21 protein-coding genes are annotated in these 21985 nt (G+C 68.7%); 12 read left to right on the top strand and 9 right to left on the bottom strand.

From position 1 onward, the window contains the following. Positions 1 to 381 precede the first annotated feature (381 nt). Positions 382 to 2598 (top strand): TonB-dependent siderophore receptor, encoded by a 2217-nt coding sequence (locus ASF32_RS09970; protein ID WP_244483620.1) that lies wholly within the window; start codon positions 382 to 384, stop codon positions 2596 to 2598. A 79-nt stretch (positions 2599 to 2677) separates the two neighbouring features. Here ASF32_RS09970 and ASF32_RS09965 read toward each other — a convergent pair whose 3' ends face one another. From ASF32_RS09965 to ASF32_RS09940, 6 genes are all read right to left on the bottom strand, one after another. Beyond that, positions 2678 to 4999: a TonB-dependent receptor gene (locus tag ASF32_RS09965; protein WP_056427341.1), complete on the bottom strand. Its 2322-nt coding sequence runs from the start codon at positions 4997 to 4999 to the stop codon at positions 2678 to 2680. Positions 5000 to 5061: 62 nt separating this feature from the next. Next, positions 5062 to 5472 (bottom strand): hypothetical protein, encoded by a 411-nt coding sequence (locus ASF32_RS09960; RefSeq protein ID WP_056427223.1) that lies wholly within the window; start codon positions 5470 to 5472, stop codon positions 5062 to 5064. Between the two features lie 25 nt (positions 5473 to 5497). Continuing rightward, a complete protein-coding gene (locus ASF32_RS09955; RefSeq protein WP_056427220.1) occupies positions 5498 to 6886 on the bottom strand; it encodes a PepSY domain-containing protein in 1389 nt (462 codons plus the stop codon). A gap of 42 nt (positions 6887 to 6928) precedes the next feature. Beyond that, positions 6929 to 7291 carry a hypothetical protein gene (locus tag ASF32_RS09950; RefSeq protein WP_056427217.1) on the bottom strand — a complete coding sequence of 121 codons (363 nt, stop codon included), beginning with the start codon at positions 7289 to 7291 and terminating at the stop codon, positions 6929 to 6931. 152 nt (positions 7292 to 7443) lie between these two features. Beyond that, positions 7444 to 8376, bottom strand: a complete 933-nt coding sequence (locus tag ASF32_RS09945) for a S41 family peptidase (RefSeq protein ID WP_244477996.1) — start codon at positions 8374 to 8376, stop codon at positions 7444 to 7446. A 225-nt stretch (positions 8377 to 8601) separates the two neighbouring features. After that, positions 8602 to 9270: a GntR family transcriptional regulator gene (locus ASF32_RS09940; protein WP_056251031.1), complete on the bottom strand. Its 669-nt coding sequence runs from the start codon at positions 9268 to 9270 to the stop codon at positions 8602 to 8604. 299 nt (positions 9271 to 9569) lie between these two features. On the opposite strand from ASF32_RS09940, the gene mdcA reads away from it, so the two are divergent. The 9 genes from mdcA (at position 9570) to ASF32_RS09895 (ending at position 17054) form a co-directional block, all read left to right on the top strand. Next, the gene (gene mdcA / locus ASF32_RS09935; RefSeq protein WP_056427207.1) at positions 9570 to 11216 is read left to right on the top strand and encodes a malonate decarboxylase subunit alpha; all 1647 of its coding nucleotides are present in this window, start codon (positions 9570 to 9572) and stop codon (positions 11214 to 11216) included. A 12-nt stretch (positions 11217 to 11228) separates the two neighbouring features. Further along, positions 11229 to 11540, top strand: a complete 312-nt coding sequence (gene mdcC / locus ASF32_RS09930; RefSeq protein ID WP_056427204.1) for a malonate decarboxylase acyl carrier protein — start codon at positions 11229 to 11231, stop codon at positions 11538 to 11540. Then, positions 11540 to 12472 carry a biotin-independent malonate decarboxylase subunit beta gene (locus tag ASF32_RS09925; RefSeq protein WP_056427203.1) on the top strand — a complete coding sequence of 311 codons (933 nt, stop codon included), beginning with the start codon at positions 11540 to 11542 and terminating at the stop codon, positions 12470 to 12472. Before mdcC ends, ASF32_RS09925 begins: the two co-directional genes overlap by 1 nt. Next, entirely contained in the window at positions 12459 to 13190 is a 732-nt protein-coding gene (gene mdcE / locus ASF32_RS09920; RefSeq protein ID WP_056427200.1) for a biotin-independent malonate decarboxylase subunit gamma, read from the top strand. Before ASF32_RS09925 ends, mdcE begins: the two co-directional genes overlap by 14 nt. Further along, complete coding sequence (gene mdcG, locus ASF32_RS09915; protein ID WP_056427198.1) at positions 13183 to 13854, top strand: malonate decarboxylase holo-[acyl-carrier-protein] synthase; 672 nt, start codon at positions 13183 to 13185, stop codon at positions 13852 to 13854. Before mdcE ends, mdcG begins: the two co-directional genes overlap by 8 nt. After that, the gene (gene mdcB, locus ASF32_RS09910; protein ID WP_056427188.1) at positions 13851 to 14714 is read left to right on the top strand and encodes a triphosphoribosyl-dephospho-CoA synthase MdcB; all 864 of its coding nucleotides are present in this window, start codon (positions 13851 to 13853) and stop codon (positions 14712 to 14714) included. Before mdcG ends, mdcB begins: the two co-directional genes overlap by 4 nt. Further along, on the top strand, positions 14711 to 15652 hold the full coding sequence (locus ASF32_RS09905; RefSeq protein WP_056427185.1) for an acyltransferase domain-containing protein: 942 nt from the start codon (positions 14711 to 14713) through the stop codon (positions 15650 to 15652). The genes mdcB and ASF32_RS09905 overlap by 4 nt, the downstream gene beginning before the upstream one ends. Before the next feature lie 579 nt (positions 15653 to 16231). Further along, complete coding sequence (locus ASF32_RS09900; protein ID WP_056427182.1) at positions 16232 to 16681, top strand: GNAT family N-acetyltransferase; 450 nt, start codon at positions 16232 to 16234, stop codon at positions 16679 to 16681. A 79-nt stretch (positions 16682 to 16760) separates the two neighbouring features. Next, on the top strand, positions 16761 to 17054 hold the full coding sequence (locus ASF32_RS09895; RefSeq protein ID WP_056427179.1) for a hypothetical protein: 294 nt from the start codon (positions 16761 to 16763) through the stop codon (positions 17052 to 17054). Positions 17055 to 17072: 18 nt separating this feature from the next. Here the strand turns inward: ASF32_RS09895 and ASF32_RS09890 are convergent, their stop codons facing one another. Together ASF32_RS09890 and ASF32_RS09885 are read right to left on the bottom strand one after the other, a co-directional pair. Then, a complete protein-coding gene (locus tag ASF32_RS09890; RefSeq protein ID WP_056427177.1) occupies positions 17073 to 18269 on the bottom strand; it encodes a phosphatase domain-containing protein in 1197 nt (398 codons plus the stop codon). An 87-nt stretch (positions 18270 to 18356) separates the two neighbouring features. Next, on the bottom strand, positions 18357 to 19346 hold the full coding sequence (locus ASF32_RS09885; RefSeq protein ID WP_056427174.1) for an Ldh family oxidoreductase: 990 nt from the start codon (positions 19344 to 19346) through the stop codon (positions 18357 to 18359). Between the two features lie 259 nt (positions 19347 to 19605). Here ASF32_RS09885 and ASF32_RS09880 point away from each other — a divergent pair, with 259 nt between their 5' ends. Together ASF32_RS09880 and ASF32_RS09875 are read left to right on the top strand one after the other, a co-directional pair. Continuing rightward, entirely contained in the window at positions 19606 to 19905 is a 300-nt protein-coding gene (locus ASF32_RS09880) for a hypothetical protein (protein WP_056427171.1), read from the top strand. Positions 19906 to 20230: 325 nt separating this feature from the next. Beyond that, positions 20231 to 21319 carry a tlde1 domain-containing protein gene (locus ASF32_RS09875; RefSeq protein WP_056427167.1) on the top strand — a complete coding sequence of 363 codons (1089 nt, stop codon included), beginning with the start codon at positions 20231 to 20233 and terminating at the stop codon, positions 21317 to 21319. A gap of 17 nt (positions 21320 to 21336) precedes the next feature. Here ASF32_RS09875 and ASF32_RS09870 read toward each other — a convergent pair whose 3' ends face one another. Continuing rightward, positions 21337 to 21663 carry a four-helix bundle copper-binding protein gene (locus ASF32_RS09870; protein WP_056427163.1) on the bottom strand — a complete coding sequence of 109 codons (327 nt, stop codon included), beginning with the start codon at positions 21661 to 21663 and terminating at the stop codon, positions 21337 to 21339. Between the last annotated feature and the right edge of the window lie 322 nt (positions 21664 to 21985).

Below are 21985 nucleotides of genomic sequence, written 5' to 3'. Positions count from 1 at the left end.
GTGTCGGGGCGCCCGGTCCCAGTTCCCGACAAGATGTGATCTTACGGTTACCACCCTGACCGTCCGCGAGTGCCCTGCCTGAGCTCGATCCGGCAGCGTTGCACAATCCGCCGACTCCGCGATGCGCTCGATTCCGCTCGCCTCCGAGGGGGATGCGATCGGACGCATATCGCCTTGCGCCGTCGATAAGCAGGCTATTATGCATGCAAGGCAAAGCAGTGGAAATTTACTGACGCATGAAATATCGGTTACTATGAAAAATATCACCTATTGATTCATCAATAAATTGCATAATTAGAAGAATTACAATGTTTCTACTGGATATTGTCAGAATATATCATTAGTAATACTTGTGATACCGGAGTGTTTCCGGAGCCGACAATGCAAGACCAAACAGGATGCCTGACAAACGCGGTGGGGCTCGACCGCCGAGCCGCCAACCGCTTGCAGTGGTTGCTGGCGGGCGGAGCCGCCCTCGTCCTCGCGGACACGGCCTGGGCCCAGAACGGCCCCGTGGTGCAGGCCGCGTCCCCGATGGCCGTGTCCCTCGATCAGATCACCGTCGACGGCGATGGCCGGAGGACCATCGGGTATCAGCCCCGGCGCACCAGTTTCGGGGCCGGGTCGGACACCTCGCTCCTCGACACGCCCGCCAACATCGCCGTGGTGCCCGCCACGGTCCTGCGCGACCAGGCCGTCCTCTCCCTCGACGAGGCCCTGCGGAATGTCAGCGGCACCGCCCAGGCCAACAGCCTCGGGGGCACGCAGGAAGGCGTGATCCGGCGCGGATTCGGGACCACGCGGGACAGCTCGATCCTGCGGGATGGCCGCCGTACGGTCCTGCAGCAGAACTTCAATTACGCCATCGAGCAGGTGGAGGTGCTGAAAGGGCCCGCCTCCCTGCTTTACGGCATCTCGGAGCCCGGAGGTCTCATCAACCTCGTCTCGAAGCGTCCCGAATTCACCCCGCACGGCGCCCTCGGCATCACCGGGACGAGCTTCGGCGGCGGTCTCGTCCAGGCCGACGTGACCGGGCCGATCGAAGGCACCAACCTGGCCTATCGGGTGGTCGGCGATTTCCAGGATTATCAATACTGGCGCAATTTCGGAGCGATCGAACGACAGGTCGTGGCACCATCACTCACCTGGAAGGGCGACGACACCAAGGTGACGGTGGCCTACGAGTTCTCGCATTATAATATTCCATTCGACCGCGGCACCATCTTCGATCCGCGCACCGGCCGTCCCCTGAAGGTCCCGCGCGACCGCCGCTTCGACGAACGCTTCAGCAGCGTCGACGCCACGAGCCATCTCGCCAGCCTCGACATCGAGCATCGCTTCAACGACGATTGGCGGCTGCATTTCGGCTATAGCTTCAGCCATCTCGGCTACGACGACAATCAGGTCCGCGCGGTCTCGTACAATGCCGAGAGGGGCATGCTGACCCGAAGGGCCGACTCGACCCAGGGCGGCGACTTCAACGCGCATGTGGCCCGCCTCGACCTGACCGGACGCGTCGACACGTTCGGCCTGCGGCACGACATCCTGGCCGGCGCGATGTACGAGCGGGTGGATTACTTCCGCAAGACTACCATTCGCGGAGCGAACCAGGGCGGCTTCAACGTCTTCGACCCGATCTATGATCGCCTCGGCCCGTCGAGCCAGGTTTCGCTCACGGGGAGTGACGTCCGCGACCGGCTCAACAACACCAGCCTCTATCTCCAGGACTCGTTCCACCTCACCGACCAGCTCATCCTGGTGGCCGGAATCAGCGCGCAGATCTACGATCAGCTCGCCTATGCCGGACGACCGTCCGTGGTCACCACCGACATCAACGGCGTGCAGCCGGTCCCGCGTGCCGGGATCGTCTACAAGCTGACGCCCGATCTCTCGCTCTATGGCAGCTTCAGCCGCTCGTTCCGACCCAACGTCACGGATCTGGAGACCAACGGCTCCCTCGCCCCCGAGGAAGGCGAGGCCTACGAGGTCGGTGTGAAGGCGGATCTCGGCCCCGGCCTCACCGTGACGGGAGCCATGTTCGACGTCGAGAAGGCCAATGTGCTGGTCACCCAGGTGGTGGACGGGGCACGGCTCGCCACCACCGCCGGTAAGGCCCGTTCGCGCGGGTTCGAACTCGACTTCGCAGGTCAGATCCTGCCCGATTGGGCGGTGATCGGCAGCTACGGCTTCACCCAGGCCCTCGTGACCGAGGATCCCATCCTCGCGGGCAAGGAGCTTCAGAACACGCCGCGCGTGACGGCCTCCGCCTTCCTCACCCACCAGTTCGGCGCGGTGACGCGGGAGGGCGAGCTCGGCTCCATGCGCCTCGGCCCCGGTTTCCTCGAGGCCGGCTTCGGTACCCGCTATATCGGCGAGCGGCCGGGCGATGCCGCCAACACCTTCACCATGCCCCACTACCTCAAATGCGATGCCTTCCTCGCCTATCGCACGGCGGTGAACGGTCGGGCGACAACGATCCAGCTCAACCTCAAGAACCTGTTCGACGAGACCTATTATACGTCATCGGCGGCCAGCAACCTGCTGGTGGCGGTGGGCGAGCCGTTCCAGGCCCTGGTGACGGCGCGCGTGACGTGGTGACAAGGGTCCGCTGAGGCGCTGACCCCGCGATCGTCCTGACAATGACGGGCCGGATGCCCTATCCGGCCCGTCGGCGTTTTCAGAAGGACAGCCTCATCCCGGCGACCACGTTGCGCGGCGCCCCGGCGAAGACCGAGCCCGTGGTGGCGGCGAGCACGCCCGCACCGTTCTGCAGGCCGCTCGTGGCGCTGAGGGAGTTCGCGAGGTTCTGGGCCGAGGAGACGTAGGTCTCGTCGAAGACGTTGCGGACTTCCGCATAGAGGCTGATGCGCTTGGCGTATCCGCCGGTGAGATCGGCCGCGTAATGCACGTTGGCGTTGACGAGGGTGTAGCCCGGCGCCTTCAACTGGTTGGCGTTGTCGAGGAAGAAGCCGTCCTGGACCACCGCTTCCACATAGGCACCGAGGCCGGCGAGCGGCCCTGTCGGCTGGTCGTAGCCGATACGGGCGAGGAGCTGGTGGGCGGGCACGCCCGGGATGGCGTTGCCGGCGCGGTCGAACCTTTCGGTGAAGGCTCCGGCGCTGAGTTGCTCGGTGTATGTCGTATAGATCTGGTCGTCGAACGTGTAGGCGGCGACCGCGCGCCATCCGGGTGAGAAGGCCCAGTCGGCCGCGAACTCGATGCCGCGATGCTCCGAGGCCGGGGCGTTGAACGTGTAGCTCAGGAGCCCGGCGCCGGGGGATTGCGAGACGAGCTCGTTGCGGAACAACTCGTAGAAACCGGTCAGGCTGAGGCGCAGATTCTCCGTCGGAGTCCAGTCGGCGCCGAGATCGAAGCCGAGATTCTCCTGGGTCTGGAGCTGGGTGTTGCTGCCCGGAAGGCCGGCGGGGGTGATGAACAGGTTGCTCGCCGCCGGCGTGGTGTATCCCGTGGCGGCCCGCCCCCGGAACGCCCAGGCGGCGTTCGGCCGGTAGACCAGGGCGAGTTCGGGCGCGACGTTGAGGAAGCTGCGGTCGGTCGTGGCCACCGTCGTCGTCCGTCCCGCCGCCGAATAGCCGTAGGCGAGGTTGCGCCCGGTGATGGTGGTGTTCTCCGCCGCGATGCCGAGGACACCCGTCCACTGATCCGAGAGCGCGACCTCCGTCCTTGCACGGCCACCGAGATTCGATTGCACCGCCTCCTGGTCGCCGATCAGCGCGCCGAGCGTCGGTCCGCCATAGGGGGCGCGGTTAAAGGTCGTAATGTGGTTGTCGATGGTGTTGTAGGCGAGCGCCACGTAGCCCACCGCCGGCAGGCCGAAGAGGTCGCCGCGCCGGGTCAGGTCGGTGAGGAAGTTCCAGGACGGATAGGAGCCCCGCGACGAGGTCGTGTAGAAGGGCTGGTTGAAGTTGCGCTCGTCGAAGCCGAGCTGTGTGCGCCACGTGGTCTGCGCGTCGATATCGTGTTCCCAGCGCGCCGCCACGATGGTGCGGCGGTCCTTGCGCCCGAAGGCGCCCTCGTCCGCCGTCACCGGCACGGTGGCGCCGAAGGCCCCGTTGATGCGCAGGTTCGTGAGCGTGCAGCCCGGGGCCGCGGTGGCCGCCACCGCGCAGCCGCGCTGGTAGGGGTTGATGCCGAACTGGTCGAGGGAGGAGCGGGCGGGCAGATCCGCGTTCACCTGGTTGTTGATCACCTTCAGGGTGAAGCGGTTGTCCGGGGTGGGCGTGTAGCTCGCCAGCAGGTTGATGGTCTGGGTGTCGTAGGAGGAATGGCCCTGGTAGCCATTGCCGCGCGCGTCGCTGGCGAACAGGCTGATCTCCACCGGACCACTGGCGCCGCCAACGGTGAAGTAATTGCTCAGATAGCCGAAGCTGCCCGCCTCGGTGCCGATCTCGTAGCCGTTGATCTCGCGGCCGGTGCGCGTCCGGAAGGCCAGCGCGCCGCCGGTGGCGTAATTGCCGAACAGGGCCGATTGCGGACCGCGGAACACGTCGATGCGGGAATAGGCGCGCGGATCGACGAGATCGAAGCGGGAGGCCCCGTCCGGCTGCGTCAGGATGAACCCGTCCTCCAGGACCACCATGTTCTTGGTGACGCCGGTGGAGCGGGCGTTGTTGCCCCGGATCGAGATGACGACGTCGCGCGCGCCGTTGCCCTGGCGCACGGTGACGCCCGGGCTGTTGACGAGGACCGAGCCGATATCGGTGGCGGGGCGATTGTCGATCGTCCCGCTGCGCCCGACCTGCGTCACCACCTGCCCCACGGGCTGTTCGATGACGCTGGGGGCCGAGCCCTGGGGCGAGGCGACGCCGAAGCCGCTCCGGCCTGGCTCTCCGACGACGGAGAGTTCCGGCAGCGTGACGCCGTCCTCGGCGGCTTGCGCCAGGGCGTCGGCATTCGCGAGCGGCAGGGCGGCGAGGGCGAGGAGGGCATGCCGGGCGCCGATGCGGCGGGCGGCATGAGGAAAACGGGAGGATGACATCGAGGGGAGCATTCCGGATCGCGGCAGAGGGGATGCGCCGTGGGGAGACGGCGCGCGCTGGATCAGGACGCGGTCGGCGGTGCGCGCGGCTGGCCGGCCGGGCGATGCGGACGGGCCGGCTCGGATGGCGGCGGGATCGGCCAGGCCAGCGCGTGCCATCCCTGGCGCCGCGCCACCGATGGCGCTTGGGGAACGAGTGGGCTCGACAGCCCGACCGCGCAGAGCGGGCAGGCCTTGCAGGCCGGCGCGGCGGGAGCCTGATCCCCGATGGCGGGGGAGCCCTCCGCATGACCGCAGATCGCCGAGAGCACGAGCGGGTCGACCGAGGTTCCCGCTACGGCGTGGTCCGCCATCATCCGCAAGCCGGCCAGCGGTGCGATCGCCTGTCCCCACAGGGCGAGCAGGATCAACCCGCTGCCGAGGCAGAGGCGCATGGCGCGCAGGGCGCGAAATTGGCGGATGAGGTCGGTCACGGGCGCGGTCCCCGCGTCGCTCGGATCAGGCCGCCGCCGGTCGCCGCGCTTGGCGCCGGAGGGCCTGGATGCCGAAGTCGAGCCCGATCATGGCGAGGATGGCGAGGCCGGTCAGTGGAAACAGCGCGCCCAGCCCGAGGACCAGGGCGGTGACCGTGGCGGCGATCCGGCGGTCGCGCGGCCAGGGCGGGACGCCGAGACCGCCCGCCGGCCGCCGCTTCCACCACATGGTTCCGGCTGTGACGCTGAGCAGCATCGTGGCGAGGCAGAAGGCGAGCATCGCCAACTGGTTCAGGCGGCCCCAATACTCGCCCTTGTGCAGGCCGATTCCGTACTGGATCGCCTGCCCGACGCTGCCGAGATCGGCGAAGGCCACGTCCACCAGAGGGGCGCCGGTATATTGGTCGAGGGAGATCAGCCGCTGGCGGTCGACGTCGCGCGGGTAGATCGCGGCGGCATAGATGCCGGTGGGTCCCTCGGGCAGCGCGACCTCGTAGCCGCGTGGCATGCCGAGGCCGTCGAGGATGGCCAGGGCCCGGTCGAGGCCGATGGCGGGCGCGTCCGCCGGTTGCGAGACCGGCATCGGCGCGTCCTCCATGGTCCAGCCCGCCTGGGTCAGCCGGTCCTTCATCGGCACGGCGGACACCGCCTTCCCCGCCCACAGGGCGCGCGGCTGGCCGAGCCCCGCCTCGTTCGACAGGGCGCGGACCTGTTGGCCCCACCAGACCGACCAGGGCAGGCCGGTGATCGCGAGGAAGAACAGGCCGGCGCCGGCCACGAGCCCGGTCACCGCGTGGAGGTCCCGCCACCAGACGCGCTTGGACGGCCTCGCCCGGACTGTCACGACACCACCCCCCTGCCCGCGCGGCCACCACAGATAGGTGCCGGTGACGACGAGGATGATCGCGAAGCCTGCCACCACCTCCACGATCCCGTTGGCGACCGTGCCGAAATAGCTGAGGCTGTGCAGGCGCCTCACCACCATCATCGGGTCGTTCTCGGTGTTCACGACGTCGAGGACATCGGCGTTGTAGGGGTTGAGGTAGACCTGAATCCGGCTGCCGCCCTCCCTCATGGTCACGAGGGTGGAGGCGGTCGCGGAGGCCGGGCCGGTGAAGGAGACCGGCACACCGCCCGGAACCGCTTCGGAGGCGGTGTAGACGAGGCGGCTCGCGCTCACGGGCGCCCGGTTCTGCGCCGCCACCTCGGTCCGGTGGGCGAAGAGCGTGGCGTTGATCTCGTCCTTGAACAGGTAGATCGCGCCGGTCGTCGAGAGCAGGACGAGGAAGGGCAGGCACAGCAGGCCGGCGTAAAAGTGCCAGCGCCAGACGGCGCGATAGATGCCGTCGCGGGATACGCGCATGGCGTCGGCCCCGCGAAATGCGTGGGTGCCGCCCTGGGACGATGGGGTCATCGGGAACAATCCGGGTCTGAGCGATCGAAACGGTCTGATCTCTCAGGCGGAAGGCGGACCTCGCGATCCGATGGATTGGTCGGGCGGTGCCCGCGCGGCGGGGACCACCACATCCGGACGTGGCGGAAGCGGGGTGGGGCGAGCCTGCCAGACCACCGTCGCGAAGGCCGTGTCCGGTCCCGGCGCCTGCGGTCCCGCATGGGCCGCCGTGCAGCACGCATGCGCGCAGGCCGGGCTCGCATCGGCGGGATCGCCCGGCGCGTCATGCCCGCAGAGGGCGCTTCCCCATCCCGCCGGGGCCGGTGGCGTCATCGTGCCGAGGAAGGCCTGGAGGCACAGGCCGTAGAGCGCGATCATGGCGATGATCGCGCGCAGGTCGACCGTCCCTGGCGAGAGCTTCCGCATGATGAGGCCTTACGGCACGGGTTCGCGCGCCGTCAACGTGGCGCGCGGATCGGTGGTGTCTCGGTGTGCGGTATGGCTGTGGGCGACGGAGCGGGTGATGTCTTTCCTTTCTGCTTTCCCGAAAGGACGAGCTGAAAGTGCACGTGCCGGCCCTACAACTTGCTGTCGCGCGTCGCCAAAGCCAGCGCCGCTTCTTGCGTGACCTCGGAGGTGGCCGCCACATTCGGGCTCACGCCGACACCGCCCCAGTTGCCGCCCGTTATCGGATTCGCTGCCCTGCCGGTCGGCACGACGACGAAGAAATCCGAGCCGAGCTCGTTGAGGCCACCCGGATTGGCGCCCCCGCGCGTTTTCTCACCGACGATGGTCGCGCGCTTCAGGGCCTGTAGATCGTAAGCGAACTCCTCGCCTGCCGAATATGTCTTGGGACCGACCAACACGTAGACCGGCTTGCCGAGGTAGCTCACGCGGGTGGGCGAACTCCAGAACGACTCCGTTCGGAAACTCGTCGTCCCGCGATTGCGCCAGATCAGATCATTGATGTGAACGCGCTGGCTTGGATCGAGAAAGAAGCTGACGAGGTAGGCGACGGAAGCCGGATGGCCGCCGCCATTGTCGCGCATGTCGACGATGAGCGCAGCGGTGTCCGATAGGTCCTGCATCGCCTTGTCGGCGGCCGGCTTGAAATCCCCGGGCGGAATGAAGCTGGCGAGGTGGATGTATCCGACATTGCCAGCCAACCGCTTCACCTGAAAGCCGGTCCCTCGCATGTCCAAAGGCTTGGGCCGGTTCGCGAAGGGATCGCCATGGATCACCCTCACGTGGTTGTCGCTGGTAAGCGACCGCAGGCGTTCGGTGAGTTGCGTGGCGAACTCGCCGGGATCGCTCGCCTTCGCATAGGCATGGGCATCCAGATCACGTTGGATTGCATCCGCGGCCTGCTTTCCCAGATCGGGGAATACGTATCCTTCTCTCAGCTCGGCGGCGATGCCGTTCACGACTTTCCTGACCGTGTCCTGGGCGAGGGGCGCACGCTTCAAGCTTTCCGTTGAGATATCGGCTTTGGAAATGGAGGGTGCCGCCATGTTCGCCAGTACAGTTGTGCAAAATACTGCTGCGACAACGGATCGACGACGGCGCATGGCTAAACCTCCAACTACTCCCGGCAACCATATTGTCCGCCTTGGACAATGGCCAGCGAGGTCGCCCGACTTCTCGTAAGGGTCGAAGGCCGCCGCTGGCCCGGAGCAAATTCCAAACCAAAGCACGACCGGCGGAACCTATCCCGTCCGCCGTCGCGATTGATCGCCTCACGCGCCGGCATGTTCGGCGATGTAATGGCCGATGGCGCTGGCGGCGTTGAGCATGTGGGCGCGCATCCGCCTCGCGGCGGCGTCGCCGTCGCCCTCGGCGATGGCGGCCAGGATCTCGCCGTGCTCGGCGCGGGAGGTCCTGATCCGCTCGCCATGGCGCAGCTGCGTGCGGCGAAACCCCGATAGGCGGGTGCGCAAGGCGAGCGCCTGTTCCAGCAGGAAGCCGTTATGGGTGGCGCCGTAGAGGGCCTCGTGGAAGCCGCGGTTCAGCGTGTCGTAGGCGTCCACATCGCCCACCTCCACCATCGCCTCCGACTGGGCATGCAGGTCCATGAGGTGGCTGCGCTCGAGCGGTGTCATCCGGTAGGTGGCGAGACGCACGCACATCGCCTCGAACTCGGCGGTGGCCTCGAACATGTCCATGATTCGCTCCGGCGTCATCCGGGTGACGACGACGCCCCGGCGCGGGCGCAACTCCACGAGCCCGTTGAAGGCGAGCTGGCGCAACGCCTCCCGCACCGGCGTCCGGGAGGCGCCGAAGCGGTCGGCGAGGTCCTGTTCGTCGAGGGCCGTGCCCGCGCTCAGGGTGCCGGCGGCGATCTCGTCGGTCAGGGCGTTGCGGATCAGGTCGGAGAGAAGCCCCCGCTCCTCGGCGATGCCGTCCATGATCGTCGTCCCCTCCCCGCTTGCGTTGCCGGACCGCCTTACGATGTCCCTCATCCCAGATGGGGCGGATCGTCAAGCGGGAGAGGGAGGATCCTAGCACGCCCGGAATGCCGAGGCCTCGTCTTATCGCCATCTCGTATTCTTTACCTCGCCGATAACCCATATCGGTATACCCAGAATTGACTTGGTCGCCAGACGGGGTACGCATGGCGCGATACGGGACGGTCCGCGACCTGTCGCTGGCCGCGCGTTCCCACGGTCTCCGCCGATGCGGGGCCGGATGACGAGAGGCGGATCGGATGGCCGATTGGCGGGTGCAGCGGAAGGCGAGGGACGCGCGGATCGAGCGCGGCCGCGCCCATGCCGAGGGCAAGGTCGTGTCCGCTTCGGCGGTGGTCGACCTGCTGGAGGCGGTGCTGCTGCCCGGCGACCGGGTCTGCCTCGAAGGCGACAACCAGAAACAGGCGGATTGTCTCGCAAGGGGCTTGAGCGCCTGCGACCCGGCGCGGGTCCACGACCTGCACATGGTCCAGTCCGGCATCGTGCTGCCCGAGCATCTCGACATTTTCGAGCAGGGCATCGCCCGGCGCCTGGACTATTCCTATTCCGGGCCGCAGGGCGCGCGCATCGCCCGGATGCTCTATGGCGGGCAGATCGCGCTCGGCGCGGTGCACACCTATCTCGAGCTTTTCGCACGCTACTTCATCGATCTCACACCCAACGTCGCCCTCATCGCGGGCGTCTCGGCGGATCGTGACGGCAACCTCTATACCGGCCCCAACACCGAGGACACGCCGACGGTGGTGGAGGCCACCGCCTTCAAGAACGGCGTCGTGATCGCGCAGGTGAACGCGATCGTCGACCGGGTGCCCCGTGTCGACATCCCCGGCGACCGGGTGGATTTCGTGGTCGAGGCCGACAGGCCGTTCTACGTGGAGCCGCTCTTCACCCGCGATCCGGCGGCGGTCACCGAAACGCAGATCCTGATGGCCATGATGGCGATCAAGGGGATCTACGCCGAATACGGCATCCGCCGCCTCAACCACGGCATCGGCTTCGGCACCGCCGCCATCGAATTGCTGCTGCCGACCTTCGCCGAGCGGCTCGGTCTCAAGGGCAAGATCGCCACCCACTGGGCACTCAACCCGCATCCGAGCCTGATCCCGGCGATCGAATCGGGCTGGGTCGAGCAGATCCACTGTTTCGGCTCGGAAGTCGGGATGGACCGCTACATCCGCGAGCGGCCGGACGTGTTCTTCACCGGCTCGGACGGAAGCCTGCGCTCCAACCGCGCCTTCTGCCAGACGGCGGGGCTCTATGCCTGCGATCTTTTCATCGGCTCGACCCTGCAGATCGACCTCCAGGGCAATTCCTCCACCGTCACCACCAACCGGGTGGCGGGGTTCGGCGGCGCGCCGAACATGGGTTCCGATCCCCATGGCAGGCGGCACCCCTCGGACCCCTGGATGAAGGCGGGCGAGGAGGCCGGCGGCACCGGCGATCCGGCGCTACGCCGGGGCCGCAAGCTCGTGGTGCAGCTGGTCGAGACCTTTGGCGACAAGCTGGTCCCGGCCTTCGTGGAGCGGCTCGACGCCCTCGAATTGGCGCGCAAGCTCGATCTCGAACTCGCTCCCGTCATGGTCTACGCCGACGACGTGACCCACATCGTCACGGAAGAGGGTATCGCCAACCTGCTCCTGTGCCGGACGCTCGACGAGCGCGAGCAGGCGATCCGCGGGGTCGCCGGCTACACCGATGTCGGGCGCGGCCGCGACAACGCCACGGTCGAGTCCCTGCGGGCGCGAAAAATCATCCGCCGGCCGGAGGATCTCGGCATCGATCCCCTGGACGCCGACCGCTCGCTCCTGGCGGCGCGGTCGATCAAGGACCTCGTGCACTGGTCGGGCGGCCTCTACGAGCCGCCGGCCAAGTTCCGGAACTGGTGAGGGAGCGCCCCCATGGAAAAGCTGACCTTCCGGCATCGGACGGCAAAGCCCCTGCCCGGCACCAAGGCCCAGGCGATCACCGGCGTGGTCGCCTCGGGCAACCTCGAAGTGCTGATGGAGCGCAGTCTCGCGCCCGACGAATGCACCGTCGAGATCGATACCGCGATCAACGGCTACGGACCGGTCTGGGAGGCGGTGGTCTCCGATTTCGTGGCGCGCCGACAGCCCGGCGGCCTGCGCATCACCATCAACGATGGCGGGGCACGGCCCGACACCGTGACCCTGCGCTTGCTCCAGGGCGCCCGGCTGATGGAGGCCGTGTGATGGCGATGAGCCCCGTCTCCCTCTCCGCCGATCCCCTCGACCAGAGCTGGTACGAGGCCAGCGCCCGCGCCCGCCTCGACGCCCTCGTCGATCCCGGCACGTTCGAGGAATTCCTCGGCCCCGAACAGCGGGTGATGAGCCCGCACCTGCCCGCCTTCGACCTGCCGCGCGCCTTCGACGACGGCATCGTGGTGGGACGCGGGAGGTTCGACGGTTCGCTCGTCCTCCTGGCCGCGCAGGAGGGCCGGTTCATGGGCGGGGCCTTCGGCGAGATCCATGGCGCGAAGCTCGTCGGCCTGCTGCGGGCGGCCCTCCAGGTGAAGCCGGCGGCGGTGTTGATCCTGTTCGATACCGGCGGCGTCCGGCTGCAGGAGGCCAATGCCGGCGAGACCGCCATCGCCGAGATCATGCGCGCCATCGCCGATCTGCGCCGGGCCGGCGTGCCAGTGATCGGGCTGATCGGCGGGCGCGCCGGCTGCTACGGCGGCGGCGGCCTCATCGCCGGCACCTGCTCGCGCCTCGTGGTCTCGGAGGGCGGGCGCATCAGCGTCTCCGGCCCGGAGGTGATCGAGACCAACAGGGGAGCCGAGGAGTTCGATTCCCGCGACCGGGCGCTGGTCTGGCGTACCATGGGCGGAAAGCACCGCCGCCTCATCGGCGGAGCGGACGCTTTCGCGGACGATACGATCCGAGCGTTTCGCGATGTGGCCCGCGAACAGATCGGCAAGGCGCCGGCCTTCGATCTCGCCACCCTGGAGGCCGAACAGGCTCGCCTCGAAGCCCGCCTCGACCGGTTCGGCGATGCGCGGGACGCCACCGAGATCTGGGGCCGCCTCGGGGTGAACGATCCGGCCGCCGTGCCGGGCTTGGACACGGACCGGTTCGACGCCCTTCTCGCCCGCCTGCCGGAGGCGCCCCATGACGCTCGCTGAAATCCTGGCCTCGCTGTTTCCCGAGGGGCATGGTGTCGAGGTCGTGGACGGCCTCATCGGCGGCGACGGGCCTTTCGGGGCAGGTCGTCTCGCGGTCGTCGGGATCGACGGCAACACCCCGCTCGGGATCGAGGGTGCCTGCATCCTCGCCGGGCGCGTCCTCGACGTGGTGCGCCGGGGCGGCGAGACGCCGATCCTCGTGGCCGTGGATTCCGACAGCCAGCGCATGAGCCGGCGCGACGAGCTGCTCGGCCTCAACGAATATCTCGCCCATCTGGCGAAGGCGCTGCTCCTCGCCGATGCCCGCGGCCACCCCACCATCGGCCTCGTCTATGGGCACACGGCGGCCGGGGCCTTCATCGCCACCGCCCTGGCGACACGGGTGCTCGCCGCCCTGCCCGGCGCCCATCCGAGCGTGATGGATCTGGCCTCGGTGGCCCGCGTCACGAAGCTTCCTCTCGACCGGCTGGAAGAGATGGCGACATCCACCTCCGTCTTCGCGCCCGGCCTCGACAACATGGTGAAGGCGGGGGCGGTCCATGCCGTGCTCGACCCCACGGCACCGCTCGGTCCCCAGATCGAATCCCTCATCGCCGGGAGTTCCACAACGGATGGCCGCGACGCCCTCGGCGCGGTGCGCGGCGGGCGGCTCATGGCCCGCGACATCGCCGGGCGGGTGGTGCGGGCGGCGACGGGCGACGCGGCCCCCCGTGACTGAGGACGAGGCGTCGGGTCTGGCCCGCCACGACCTCCTGCGCGTCGACCCGGAATCCTGGGCTCGCCTCCTCGCCGGGCGCGGGGATCTCGACGGCGTTCCCCATCTCGCCGAATGGGCCCGTCGCGGCTGGCCGGTCATCACCCGCCGCCGCGATCCCGGCGAGCCTGCGGATCACATCCCCGCCGGCCTGCCGCTGCCGCCTTCCGCCGGCAAGCGCCGGATCGGCCTCGCCTTGCCGATTGCCGCCGCGAGCCGGCTTGCACCGGTCACCCTGGATCGGGCGCGCGAGACCGCACCGCCGGCCTGGAGATCAGTCATCGACGATCTGGCCAACCTCGCCCGTAGATACGGCCTCGTGCCGACCGTGTTCGGAAGCCTGTCGTGGCAGGTGCTGACCGGTCTTCCCTATCTCGGGCCGGGCTCCGATCTCGACCTACTCTGGCCGGTCTCTGGCCGGGTCGATCCTCGCTTTCTGCAGGGCCTCGCACGGATCGAGGCGGCCGCGCCGATGCGCCTCGACGGCGAGATCGTCCTGCCCGACCGGGCCGGCATCAACTGGCGCGAACTGCTCGATGCTCCCATCGGCGGAACCGTCCTGTGCAAGGGGCGGGAAAGCCTGGCCCTGCGCCCCGCCGCGTCGTTCCTCCGGGAGGCGGCGTCATGATCGCCCGCGCCCGCTCTCCGGTCAGGGACGCCCGGATTCCGCTCAGCCCCGGCGACATCGCGGAACGCGCGGTCGAGTCCCTGCGCCTCGAAGTCGAGACCTATCCGAAGCCCGGCCTCGTCAGCCATATGGATCGCGGCAGCCATGCCGACATGGATGCCGGCACCTTTCGCGCCAGTGCCACGGCCCTCCTGCCCTACTTCGCCGAGTTGGCGGATGCCGGAGCCGTAGGGGCCGGCATGCCCACCCTGCGCCGGATCGGCATCGAGGCCGAAACCGCCATGCGGGAGGCGACGGGCGGGGTGAATACCCATCGTGGCGCCATCTTCGGCCTCGGCCTGCTTACCGCTGCCGCGGGCGCCCTCGCCCACACGGCCTGCCGCTTGCCGCCGGGAGCGCTCGGGCGCCACGTGAGCGAGCGCTACGGCGACGCGATCCTGGCCGGACCCGTCCTACTCCATGCGCCGGGAGCGGCGGCGCGGCGGCGCTACGGAATCGGCGGCGCGCCCGGCGAAGCTGCGGCCGGATTTCCGACCCTCTACGCCATTGGGCTGCCCGCCCTGCGCCGGGCGCGGCATCTCCGCCTCGGCGATGAGGAGGCGGCTCGCGTCGAGACCTGCTTCGCCCTGATCGCCCATCTCGAGGATACCAACCTGCTCCATCGCGGCGGCGAGGTGGGCTATGCCTTCGCTCGCGCCTCGGCCAGCGCCTTCCTCGCCGGGGGAGGCGTCGCGCGGGACGATTGGCGGGCACAAGCGGAGGCCGTCCACCGGGCCTTCGTCGCCCGAAACCTAAGCCCCGGCGGCAGCGCCGACCTCCTCGCCATGACCCTGTTCGTCGATGGACTGGAGGCGGCATGAGTCTCGCGGTCCTGCTCTCGGGCCAGGGCGGGCAGAATCCCGCCATGTTCGATCTCGTGGCCGATCATCCCGCCGCTCAGGACATCTTCGCGGCAGCGACGCCCCTCCTCGGCGCCGACCCGCGCGACCTCGCCCGGACGGGCGGCCCGGCCCTGCACGGTAACCGCACCGGTCAGATCCTGTGCTGCGTCGCCGCCCTCGCCGCCTGGAGCGTCCTACGGGAGAGGTATCCCGGTCGTGTGGTCCTCGCCGGCTACAGCATCGGCGATCTCGCTGCCTGGGGCTGCGCGGGGCGGTTCTCCCCCGCTTCGATCCTGCATCTGGCCGCCGCGCGCGCCGAGGCGATGGATGAGGCCAGCGGGCCGGGCTATGGGCTCGCGGGCCTTCGCGGACTGTCGCGCGCGCGGGTCACCGCCCTGGTCGAGGAGCATAGCTGCCATCTCGCCATCCTCAACGCCGCCGACAGCGTCGTCGCCGGCGGGGCGGTGGCCGATCTCGAATCGCTCTGTGCTCGGGCTCTCGCCTCGGGGGCGGCGCGGGCGGTGGTTCTGCCGGTCCATACACCCTCGCACACGCCGCTCCTGGCGGCGGCCAGCGCGCGGTTTCGCGCGGAGCTGGCGCGGGCCGAGATGCTGCCGCCGTCTCGTCTCGGCCCGTCGCTTCGCCTCCTCAGCGGTCTCGACGGTGCCCCGGTCTTCGACGCCGCCAAGGGCCTCGACAAGCTCGCTTCTGCGATCTCGCGGACCATCGACTGGGCGGCCTGTCTCGACGGCATCCGCGAGGCCGGGGCGCGGGCCGTCCTCGAGCTCGGCCCCGGCCATGCCCTGGCGACCATGGCGCGGGACGCCATGCCGGACGCGGCCGTCCATGCCGTCGCCGATTTCCGCTCCCTGTCCGGGCTCACGGACTGGCTCGCGGCGCAAGAAGGCGCGGGCTGACCCGCCCGGCTCTTTTTCGCATCGTTGCGCCATCATCCGTATGAACCTCAGGGCCCGCCGCTGCGTTGACGGTGGTCGGGGAGGCTTGGCCATGTCGAGATGGATCTACGGAGCCGGTATCCTGGGGGCCGCGCTCGCATCGGCGGGCCCCTGTGCCGCTCAGAACATGGCACTCACACCGCCCGCGCCGCCGCCGAACGCCAGCCCGAGTGAGCCCGTCCGACATCCCGAGCCTCCTGCGCGACCACAGCTCCATGCTTTCAGCGGCGAGCTTCCGAACCAGAGGACCGGCCCGATGCGCAACCGTGTGGTCCGCGACATCTGCATCGGCTGCGACCGCTGAATCGGCGGGGCAGGCAAGGGCCGGACATCATCCAGAAACAGAGCGGCGCGAAACGGATCTGCTGCGCTCCGACTGCCCCCAAGCGAGGCGTGGCGGATGGATGGAGCGGTGCGCCGATGGTGCGCCGCTCCGTCCGTCGTCATGACCGCGCGGACGGGTCGCGCGACGAGACGGGATGTCCCGAGTTTTCCGCCGGTGGTCTATGGATGTCCGAGTGACATCCACCGGAGACGCGTTTGGCTAGCCGCTATGGGCTCGAGATCCGGGCTGCAACCGCTGCCGACGCGGCTGGCCTTGCTGCTCTGTTCCAGGCATCGGGACAGTCCATTGCCGCAAGCGATCTGGCCGAGCGGCTGGATTCCCTGCGCCTCGGGAGCGGAACGGCCCTGATCGCCGTCGAATGGGGGCCGCCGAGCGGTCTCGTCGTCCTGCACTGGTATCGCTCGCTGACGGCGGCTCAGCCCGTCGCCCAGATCACTGGCCTCCTGGTCGGACCGGACGAGCGCCGGCGCGGGATCGGCCGCCTGCTGCTGAAGGCCGCGTCGCAGGCCGCCCGGATGGCGGGATGCGCGACCCTGGAACTCGCCGCCTCGGCCGATGAGGAAAGCCTGCGGGCATTCTGCGCCAGGACGGGGTTCGAGCCGGCCGGATCGCTCTTCACCCGGCCGCTGCGCAAGAAGGGCTGATGCCGGTTGCTCCGGGAACCGTGGGATTCACCGCGTCGTTGCTTCCAGTGATCACTTTGACCCGATCAAGGAGACCGGCATGACTCGGACTCTCATTCGCGCGGCGCTCGCCTCGGCATTGATCCTCGGCCTCACCGATGCCGCCCTGGCGCGCGGCGGCACCGGCGGTGGTGGCGATGGGCTCTCGCCTTATTCGGCATTGAGCGGCAACGACCGCTCGGCCGGCGTGAACAACGGCAATTACCGCGATCCCCGGCTCGATCCCTATCTGCAGACCTATGGCCGGCGCTACGTCGCCCCCCGCCCCTATGGCGGCGCGGGCGAATACGGCTATCGCCCGTCGCGCCGGGGCTATGACGGATACGGGTACTGACGGGGCGCGACCCCGCTCTCAGGCCGGAGCCTTACGGGCGGCGGCGGCGTCGTCGCCCGGCTCGATGACGATCGGCTCCACCGTCTCCGGCATGACCTGTGACCGGCATTCCGCCAGGATCGCATCCGCTCCCTCCTTGCCGATCAGGCCGAGCGAGAGGGCATGCTCGGCCATGATGGTGGTGTCCCCAGCCAGCACCAGGCTGCTGCCGGCCTCGAGGATCGCCTGTGACAGGCGCTCGATCTGCTCGGCCCGGGACGGATCGCGCGAGACGTTGCGGATGTAGACGGCGAGCACGCGACCGGGATTCTCCGAGACGATCTTGGCATAGACTTCCGGGTCGTGCTGGCCACTATCGCCGATGAGGACGAAGGGCAGGTCGCCGTAGAGCGCCAGCATGTGGCGGATCAGGTCGCGCTTGTGGTCCTCGGCGCGGCGCGGCAGCGGATGGCGCCAGGACAGGCCCCATTCCCGCAGGAACAGCACCGGCCCCGCCGGAATCCCGTGTTGGCGGAAGAACTCGCTCAGCATGTCGTAGATGCCCCAGGGGGCGCGAGAGACGTAGAGCATCGGGTTCGACTGGTCGCCGGTGGCGCCCGCATGCAGCGCCCGGCTCAGGGACGCCGCTCCCGGGAAGGCGACGCGGTCTTCCGCATCGGCCACGAACAGCCGCCACAGCATCTTCAGCTTGTTGGCCACGCCCGTATGCATGATCGTGTCGTCGATATCGCTGATGACGACGAAGCGGCACTTCTCCGGTGGAATGAACACCCGCCCCTGCGCCCGCACCGGCGGATCGGCCGCGAGTTCGAGATCCACGATATGCCAATGGCCCTCGCCGGTGGGCACGTTCGGGGGTTTGAGGCTCACCCGGAAATAGCCGTCGCGGTCGGTCACGGCGGTCGTCTCGGCTCCGCCGAAACGCGCGACGACGGACGCATCGGCGACCTTGCGCCTGCGGATGCGCCGGGCGATGTCACGCAGGTCGGCTGCGATGTCGTCGACCTTGAGGTCCGGGTCGCGGCGCGCCTGCCGGAAGACCCGGCCGATCAGAAAGATTTCCTTGCTCGAGCCGTAGCCCCGATAGGCCTCGATTACCGTTCCACCCGTTCCCTGCGCCCGGCGTACCGGGCGGGCGACGAGGGCCAGCAGGCGCCCGCCCGCCTTGCGCCAGCGCGGCGTCGCCCGTTCGGGGGTCGGAGGGGGTGAGGTCATGAGTCGGCCTGACGCGATACGATCGTGTTCGCGGTCAAGCCGTCGTCAGGGCCGAAGGTTGCGCGGGACGGGCCGGATCGAGGGGCGTCACAGCCGCTCGATCTCCGCCAGCAACGTGTCGGAGAGGGTGATCCCCTCCTCGGCGGCGCGGGCGCGGGCGGCGAAGCGGCGGGTTCCGGGCAGCCGCGCGCCGTCCTGTTCCGCCACCGAGCGGGCCATCACGGGGAAGCGTTCCAGCGCGTTGCCGGCAAAGGCCGTGGCATCGATGGCGAGGATGAGCTGGCCGGTGGCGGGAGGCTCGCCCTCGGCATCGAGGAAGGACGTGGCTTCGCTGGCGAACCGCGCTCCGGTGAGGCCGGCTGCGAGAAGCTCCACCATCAGGGCGAGGGCCGTGCCCTTGGCGTCGCCCAACGGCACCATGGTGCCGGCGAGCGCCGCGACGGGGTCCGTGGTCGGGTTGCCCTCGGCATCGAGGGCCCAGCCCTCGGGGATCGTCTCGCCGCGCTGCTTGGCGGTGATGATGTTGCCCCGCGCCACCTTCGACAGGGAGAGATCGACGATGATCGGCTCCGCCCCCGGCAACGGGCAGGCGAAGGCGATCGGGTTGGTGCCGAAGACCGGCCGGGTTCCGCCCCAGGGCGCCATGGAGGCGGGGGCGTTGGCGAACAGGATGGCGACGAGGCCCTGCTCGGCCAAGGCTTCCACCGGCCGGCCCGCGGCCCCGCAATGATGCGAACGGCGGATGGCGGCGGCGGCGATCCCCTGTTCGCGGGCGATCTCGGGCAGGAGGGCGATGGCCGTGTCGAGGGCCGGATAGGCGAAGCCGTGGGCCGCATCGATGGCGAGCAGTCCCGGCTTCGGCCGCGCGGTGGTGACGACGGCATCGCCGACGACTTTGCCCGCCCGCACCTGTTCGCCATAGGCGAGGAGCCGCATGAGACCGTGGGTCTTCAGCCCGTCGGCCTCCGCGCCCACCAGGGCCCTGGCGACGCTCTCCGCCTGGATGAGCGCGGTCCCGCAGCGGACCAGGGTGTCCGTGGCGAGGCGATGGGCGGCGTCGAGGCGAAGGATCGGCATGGCGTGGCCTTAAGCCAGCTCTCCGTCACCTGTCGAGAGCGAAGTCCCCTCGCCGCGGGGCATGGCCAAGCCGTAATGGTTTGGATGGCGCAAGGACCATCGGACAAAGACGAGCGATCGCACGTACAAGCTGAGCCGTGGCTCTCGGCTCGCGGGAATCTTGTATTTATCCTCGATCAACGGCGAATGATTATTTTGTGAACCATGCTTGGCGTGGGACGTTGTTGAGCCAAGTCCGGACGACATGAGGAAATATACTATGCAGATCAAGACATTCGCAGTCGCGGCCGCCCTTGCTGTTTCTCTGAGCGGCGCAGCCTTCGCCCAGACTGCTGCTGGTGGCGCCAGCGCCGAGGGCAATATGAACAACCCCGGCAGCGTGAAGAGCAACAGCGAGAAGGGCATGGAGCGCATGGGTGGTGGCGCCAGCACCACCGGTTCCACTGCCGCACCCGGCATGACGCGCGACGTGCCCTCCAATGCGACGCCGGGCGCGCCGGCCGGCTCGAATGGCGGTAACGCCGCCACCGGCAGCGGAGCCGCTCCCAGCGGCAAGTAAAGCCCGGGGGTAAGGTTTCGAGGCGTGGGCCTCCGGAAGTGGATAGTCTGATCAGTGGAAGTCGCCCCGTCCGCCGAAAGGCAGGCGGGGCGATCTCATGTGGGGTGACCGGGAATGACCCGGGCAGCCAGTACATCCCTTCAAAAAATATGCGCGCGATTTATCGGTGATTAACCAACTTCGCGCTGAATGGGAGGCATCGAGGTTGATGGTTCCCTAAAACGACATGGCCGGTCGACGTGACCTTTGCGGAGCTCTTGCATGAGCTTGGTGAGGTCCTTCGAGGGGCGTGCGGGCAGGGTACGCGTATCCGAGTACAGCCCGCATGATCGACGACGCGTCCACCTATCGCCGCCGTCCCCGCCGTTCCCGGCCGCGCAGCCGTGTCCTTTTGAAGACGGCCGTCGTCGCGCTGTTCGTCGCGACGTTTCCCCGGCTGACCGGGTTGGACGCGCCTGTTCCCGCTGCGACGGCACCGCTCGCGAGCCGCCAGATTGTCCCCGAGGTACAGCCCGCCGCTGTCGCCCGCAGCTTCGCGTGGATGCTCGACCCCTCCCCCGCCCTGGGTGTCCGGACGCCGGACTGGCGCGCCTCGGAGCCGATGCAGGTGGGCGGGTTCGAGACGCCGAAGGCCTCCCCCGTCGAGATCGCACCCGGGATCGCGCTTGCCTCCGTGGCGCCGGTCCCAGCGGCACGGCCGCTCCAGCAGACCGCTCGCCTCGTCCAGCCGATGCCCGCGCCGGTTCCGCGCCCCATCGACCTGAAGCCCCTTTCCCGCGAGCCGCGCCTCGCCACGCGCCGTCCGTCCTCGCGGAGTGTCGTCGCGGCCCGGCAGGATGTGGAAGCCGAGCGGTCGTTCTTCGAGACGGTGTTCGGCCGGCGTGATCCCGAGCGCAGCCCCGCTCCCGCCCTCGCCTATGCCTCCGCCGATACGGGCGCCATCGATCTGAGCCAGCGCCGGGCCCTGGATCGCGTGCCCGCGACGGCGGGCGGCGGGACCGCGATCTACGACATCAGCACCAGCACGGTGACCCTGCCGAGCGGGGAGCAGCTGGAAGCCCATTCCGGCCTCGGCCAGCACATGGACAACCCGCGTCTCGTCCATGTCCGCATGCGTGGGGCGACGCCGCCCGGCACCTACGATCTGACCGAGCGCGAGGCCCTGTTCCACGGAGTGCGCGCCATCCGCCTCAACCCCGTGGGCGGCAGCGCCGCCATCCACGGCCGCGACGGCATCCTCGCCCATACCTACATGCTCGGACCGAGCGGCGCGTCCAATGGCTGCGTGGTGTTCAAGGATTACAACCGCTTCCTGCAGGCCTATCTCCGGGGCGACATCCGCCGCCTCGTGGTGGTGGCCGGCTATAAGGGCGATGCACCGGCCTCGCTCACGGCGAAGTTGTTCGGCCGCTGAAGCTTTCGCGGCTCCGGTCAGGCCGCCATCGCCCGGCAGGACTCGGCGCAGCGGCGGCATCCGGCGACACAGGTGTCCATGTCGCCGACCGCCTCGCAACTCGCCGCGCAGGCCTCGCAGATCTCGGCGCAGGCCCGACACGTCTGACGGTGCTCGGCGTCCCCGAGGAGCATCATGTGCGCGGACGTCCGGCATAGTTCCGCGCAGGCCAGCATAAGGCGGACATGCTCCGGCTCGACATGCTTGCCGCCGGCCGGAAGGCAATGCTCCGACACCATGCCGAGGCAAGTCCGGTAGCAGGTCAGGCATTCGTCGATACAGGCCTTCATGTCGTGGGACGTCATCGAGAGCTTCCTCCGTTGAGGTCATGCAAGACAGTGCATCCGGCCGAGGTACCGTCGGGCGATCGTGCCGCCGCTGCTCGTGGCCCAACCCGGATGATCGGAATGCCGATCCGATGTTGTCGATCCGGCGCGGCCTGGACATCAGCGACGACAACGCATTTTCTGGCGCATGGGTTCTGGCTTTGGAGGCCGGATTTAGAGATAACTTATGTTCGTCGCTCGCGTTATCCGATGTTAATAGCCTGATTTAATCGGCGGCGTTCGCTGAAGTGTAAGCTCAAGCTTGATTGTGCTTGAGATGACGCGCTCGGAACTCTGGAAC

Origin of the sequence: Methylobacterium sp. Leaf91, assembly GCF_001422815.1 — a bacterium.
Lineage (GTDB): Bacteria > Pseudomonadota > Alphaproteobacteria > Rhizobiales > Beijerinckiaceae > Methylobacterium.
This window is presented reverse-complemented; position numbering and strand designations above follow the sequence as displayed.

Excerpts from the sequence above, each read along its gene's own strand:
- ASF32_RS09870 (WP_056427163.1), bottom strand. The coding sequence starts at position 21,663 with ATGACGTCCCACGACATGAAGGCCTGTATCGACGAATGCCTGACCTGC.
- ASF32_RS09945 (WP_244477996.1), bottom strand. The coding sequence starts at position 8,376 with ATGGCGGCACCCTCCATTTCCAAAGCCGATATCTCAACGGAAAGCTTG.
- ASF32_RS09965 (WP_056427341.1), bottom strand. The coding sequence starts at position 4,999 with ATGTCATCCTCCCGTTTTCCTCATGCCGCCCGCCGCATCGGCGCCCGG.
- ASF32_RS09895 (WP_056427179.1), top strand. The coding sequence starts at position 16,761 with ATGACTCGGACTCTCATTCGCGCGGCGCTCGCCTCGGCATTGATCCTC.
- mdcC (WP_056427204.1), top strand. The coding sequence starts at position 11,229 with ATGGAAAAGCTGACCTTCCGGCATCGGACGGCAAAGCCCCTGCCCGGC.
- mdcA (WP_056427207.1), top strand. The coding sequence starts at position 9,570 with ATGGCCGATTGGCGGGTGCAGCGGAAGGCGAGGGACGCGCGGATCGAG.
- ASF32_RS09875 (WP_056427167.1), top strand. The coding sequence starts at position 20,231 with ATGATCGACGACGCGTCCACCTATCGCCGCCGTCCCCGCCGTTCCCGG.
- ASF32_RS09885 (WP_056427174.1), bottom strand. The coding sequence starts at position 19,346 with ATGCCGATCCTTCGCCTCGACGCCGCCCATCGCCTCGCCACGGACACC.
- ASF32_RS09950 (WP_056427217.1), bottom strand. The coding sequence starts at position 7,291 with ATGCGGAAGCTCTCGCCAGGGACGGTCGACCTGCGCGCGATCATCGCC.
- ASF32_RS09940 (WP_056251031.1), bottom strand. The coding sequence starts at position 9,270 with ATGGACGGCATCGCCGAGGAGCGGGGGCTTCTCTCCGACCTGATCCGC.
- ASF32_RS09890 (WP_056427177.1), bottom strand. The coding sequence starts at position 18,269 with ATGACCTCACCCCCTCCGACCCCCGAACGGGCGACGCCGCGCTGGCGC.
- ASF32_RS09880 (WP_056427171.1), top strand. The coding sequence starts at position 19,606 with ATGCAGATCAAGACATTCGCAGTCGCGGCCGCCCTTGCTGTTTCTCTG.
- ASF32_RS09955 (WP_056427220.1), bottom strand. The coding sequence starts at position 6,886 with ATGACCCCATCGTCCCAGGGCGGCACCCACGCATTTCGCGGGGCCGAC.
- mdcB (WP_056427188.1), top strand. The coding sequence starts at position 13,851 with ATGATCGCCCGCGCCCGCTCTCCGGTCAGGGACGCCCGGATTCCGCTC.
- ASF32_RS09925 (WP_056427203.1), top strand. The coding sequence starts at position 11,540 with ATGGCGATGAGCCCCGTCTCCCTCTCCGCCGATCCCCTCGACCAGAGC.
- ASF32_RS09970 (WP_244483620.1), top strand. The coding sequence starts at position 382 with ATGCAAGACCAAACAGGATGCCTGACAAACGCGGTGGGGCTCGACCGC.
- ASF32_RS09905 (WP_056427185.1), top strand. The coding sequence starts at position 14,711 with ATGAGTCTCGCGGTCCTGCTCTCGGGCCAGGGCGGGCAGAATCCCGCC.
- mdcE (WP_056427200.1), top strand. The coding sequence starts at position 12,459 with ATGACGCTCGCTGAAATCCTGGCCTCGCTGTTTCCCGAGGGGCATGGT.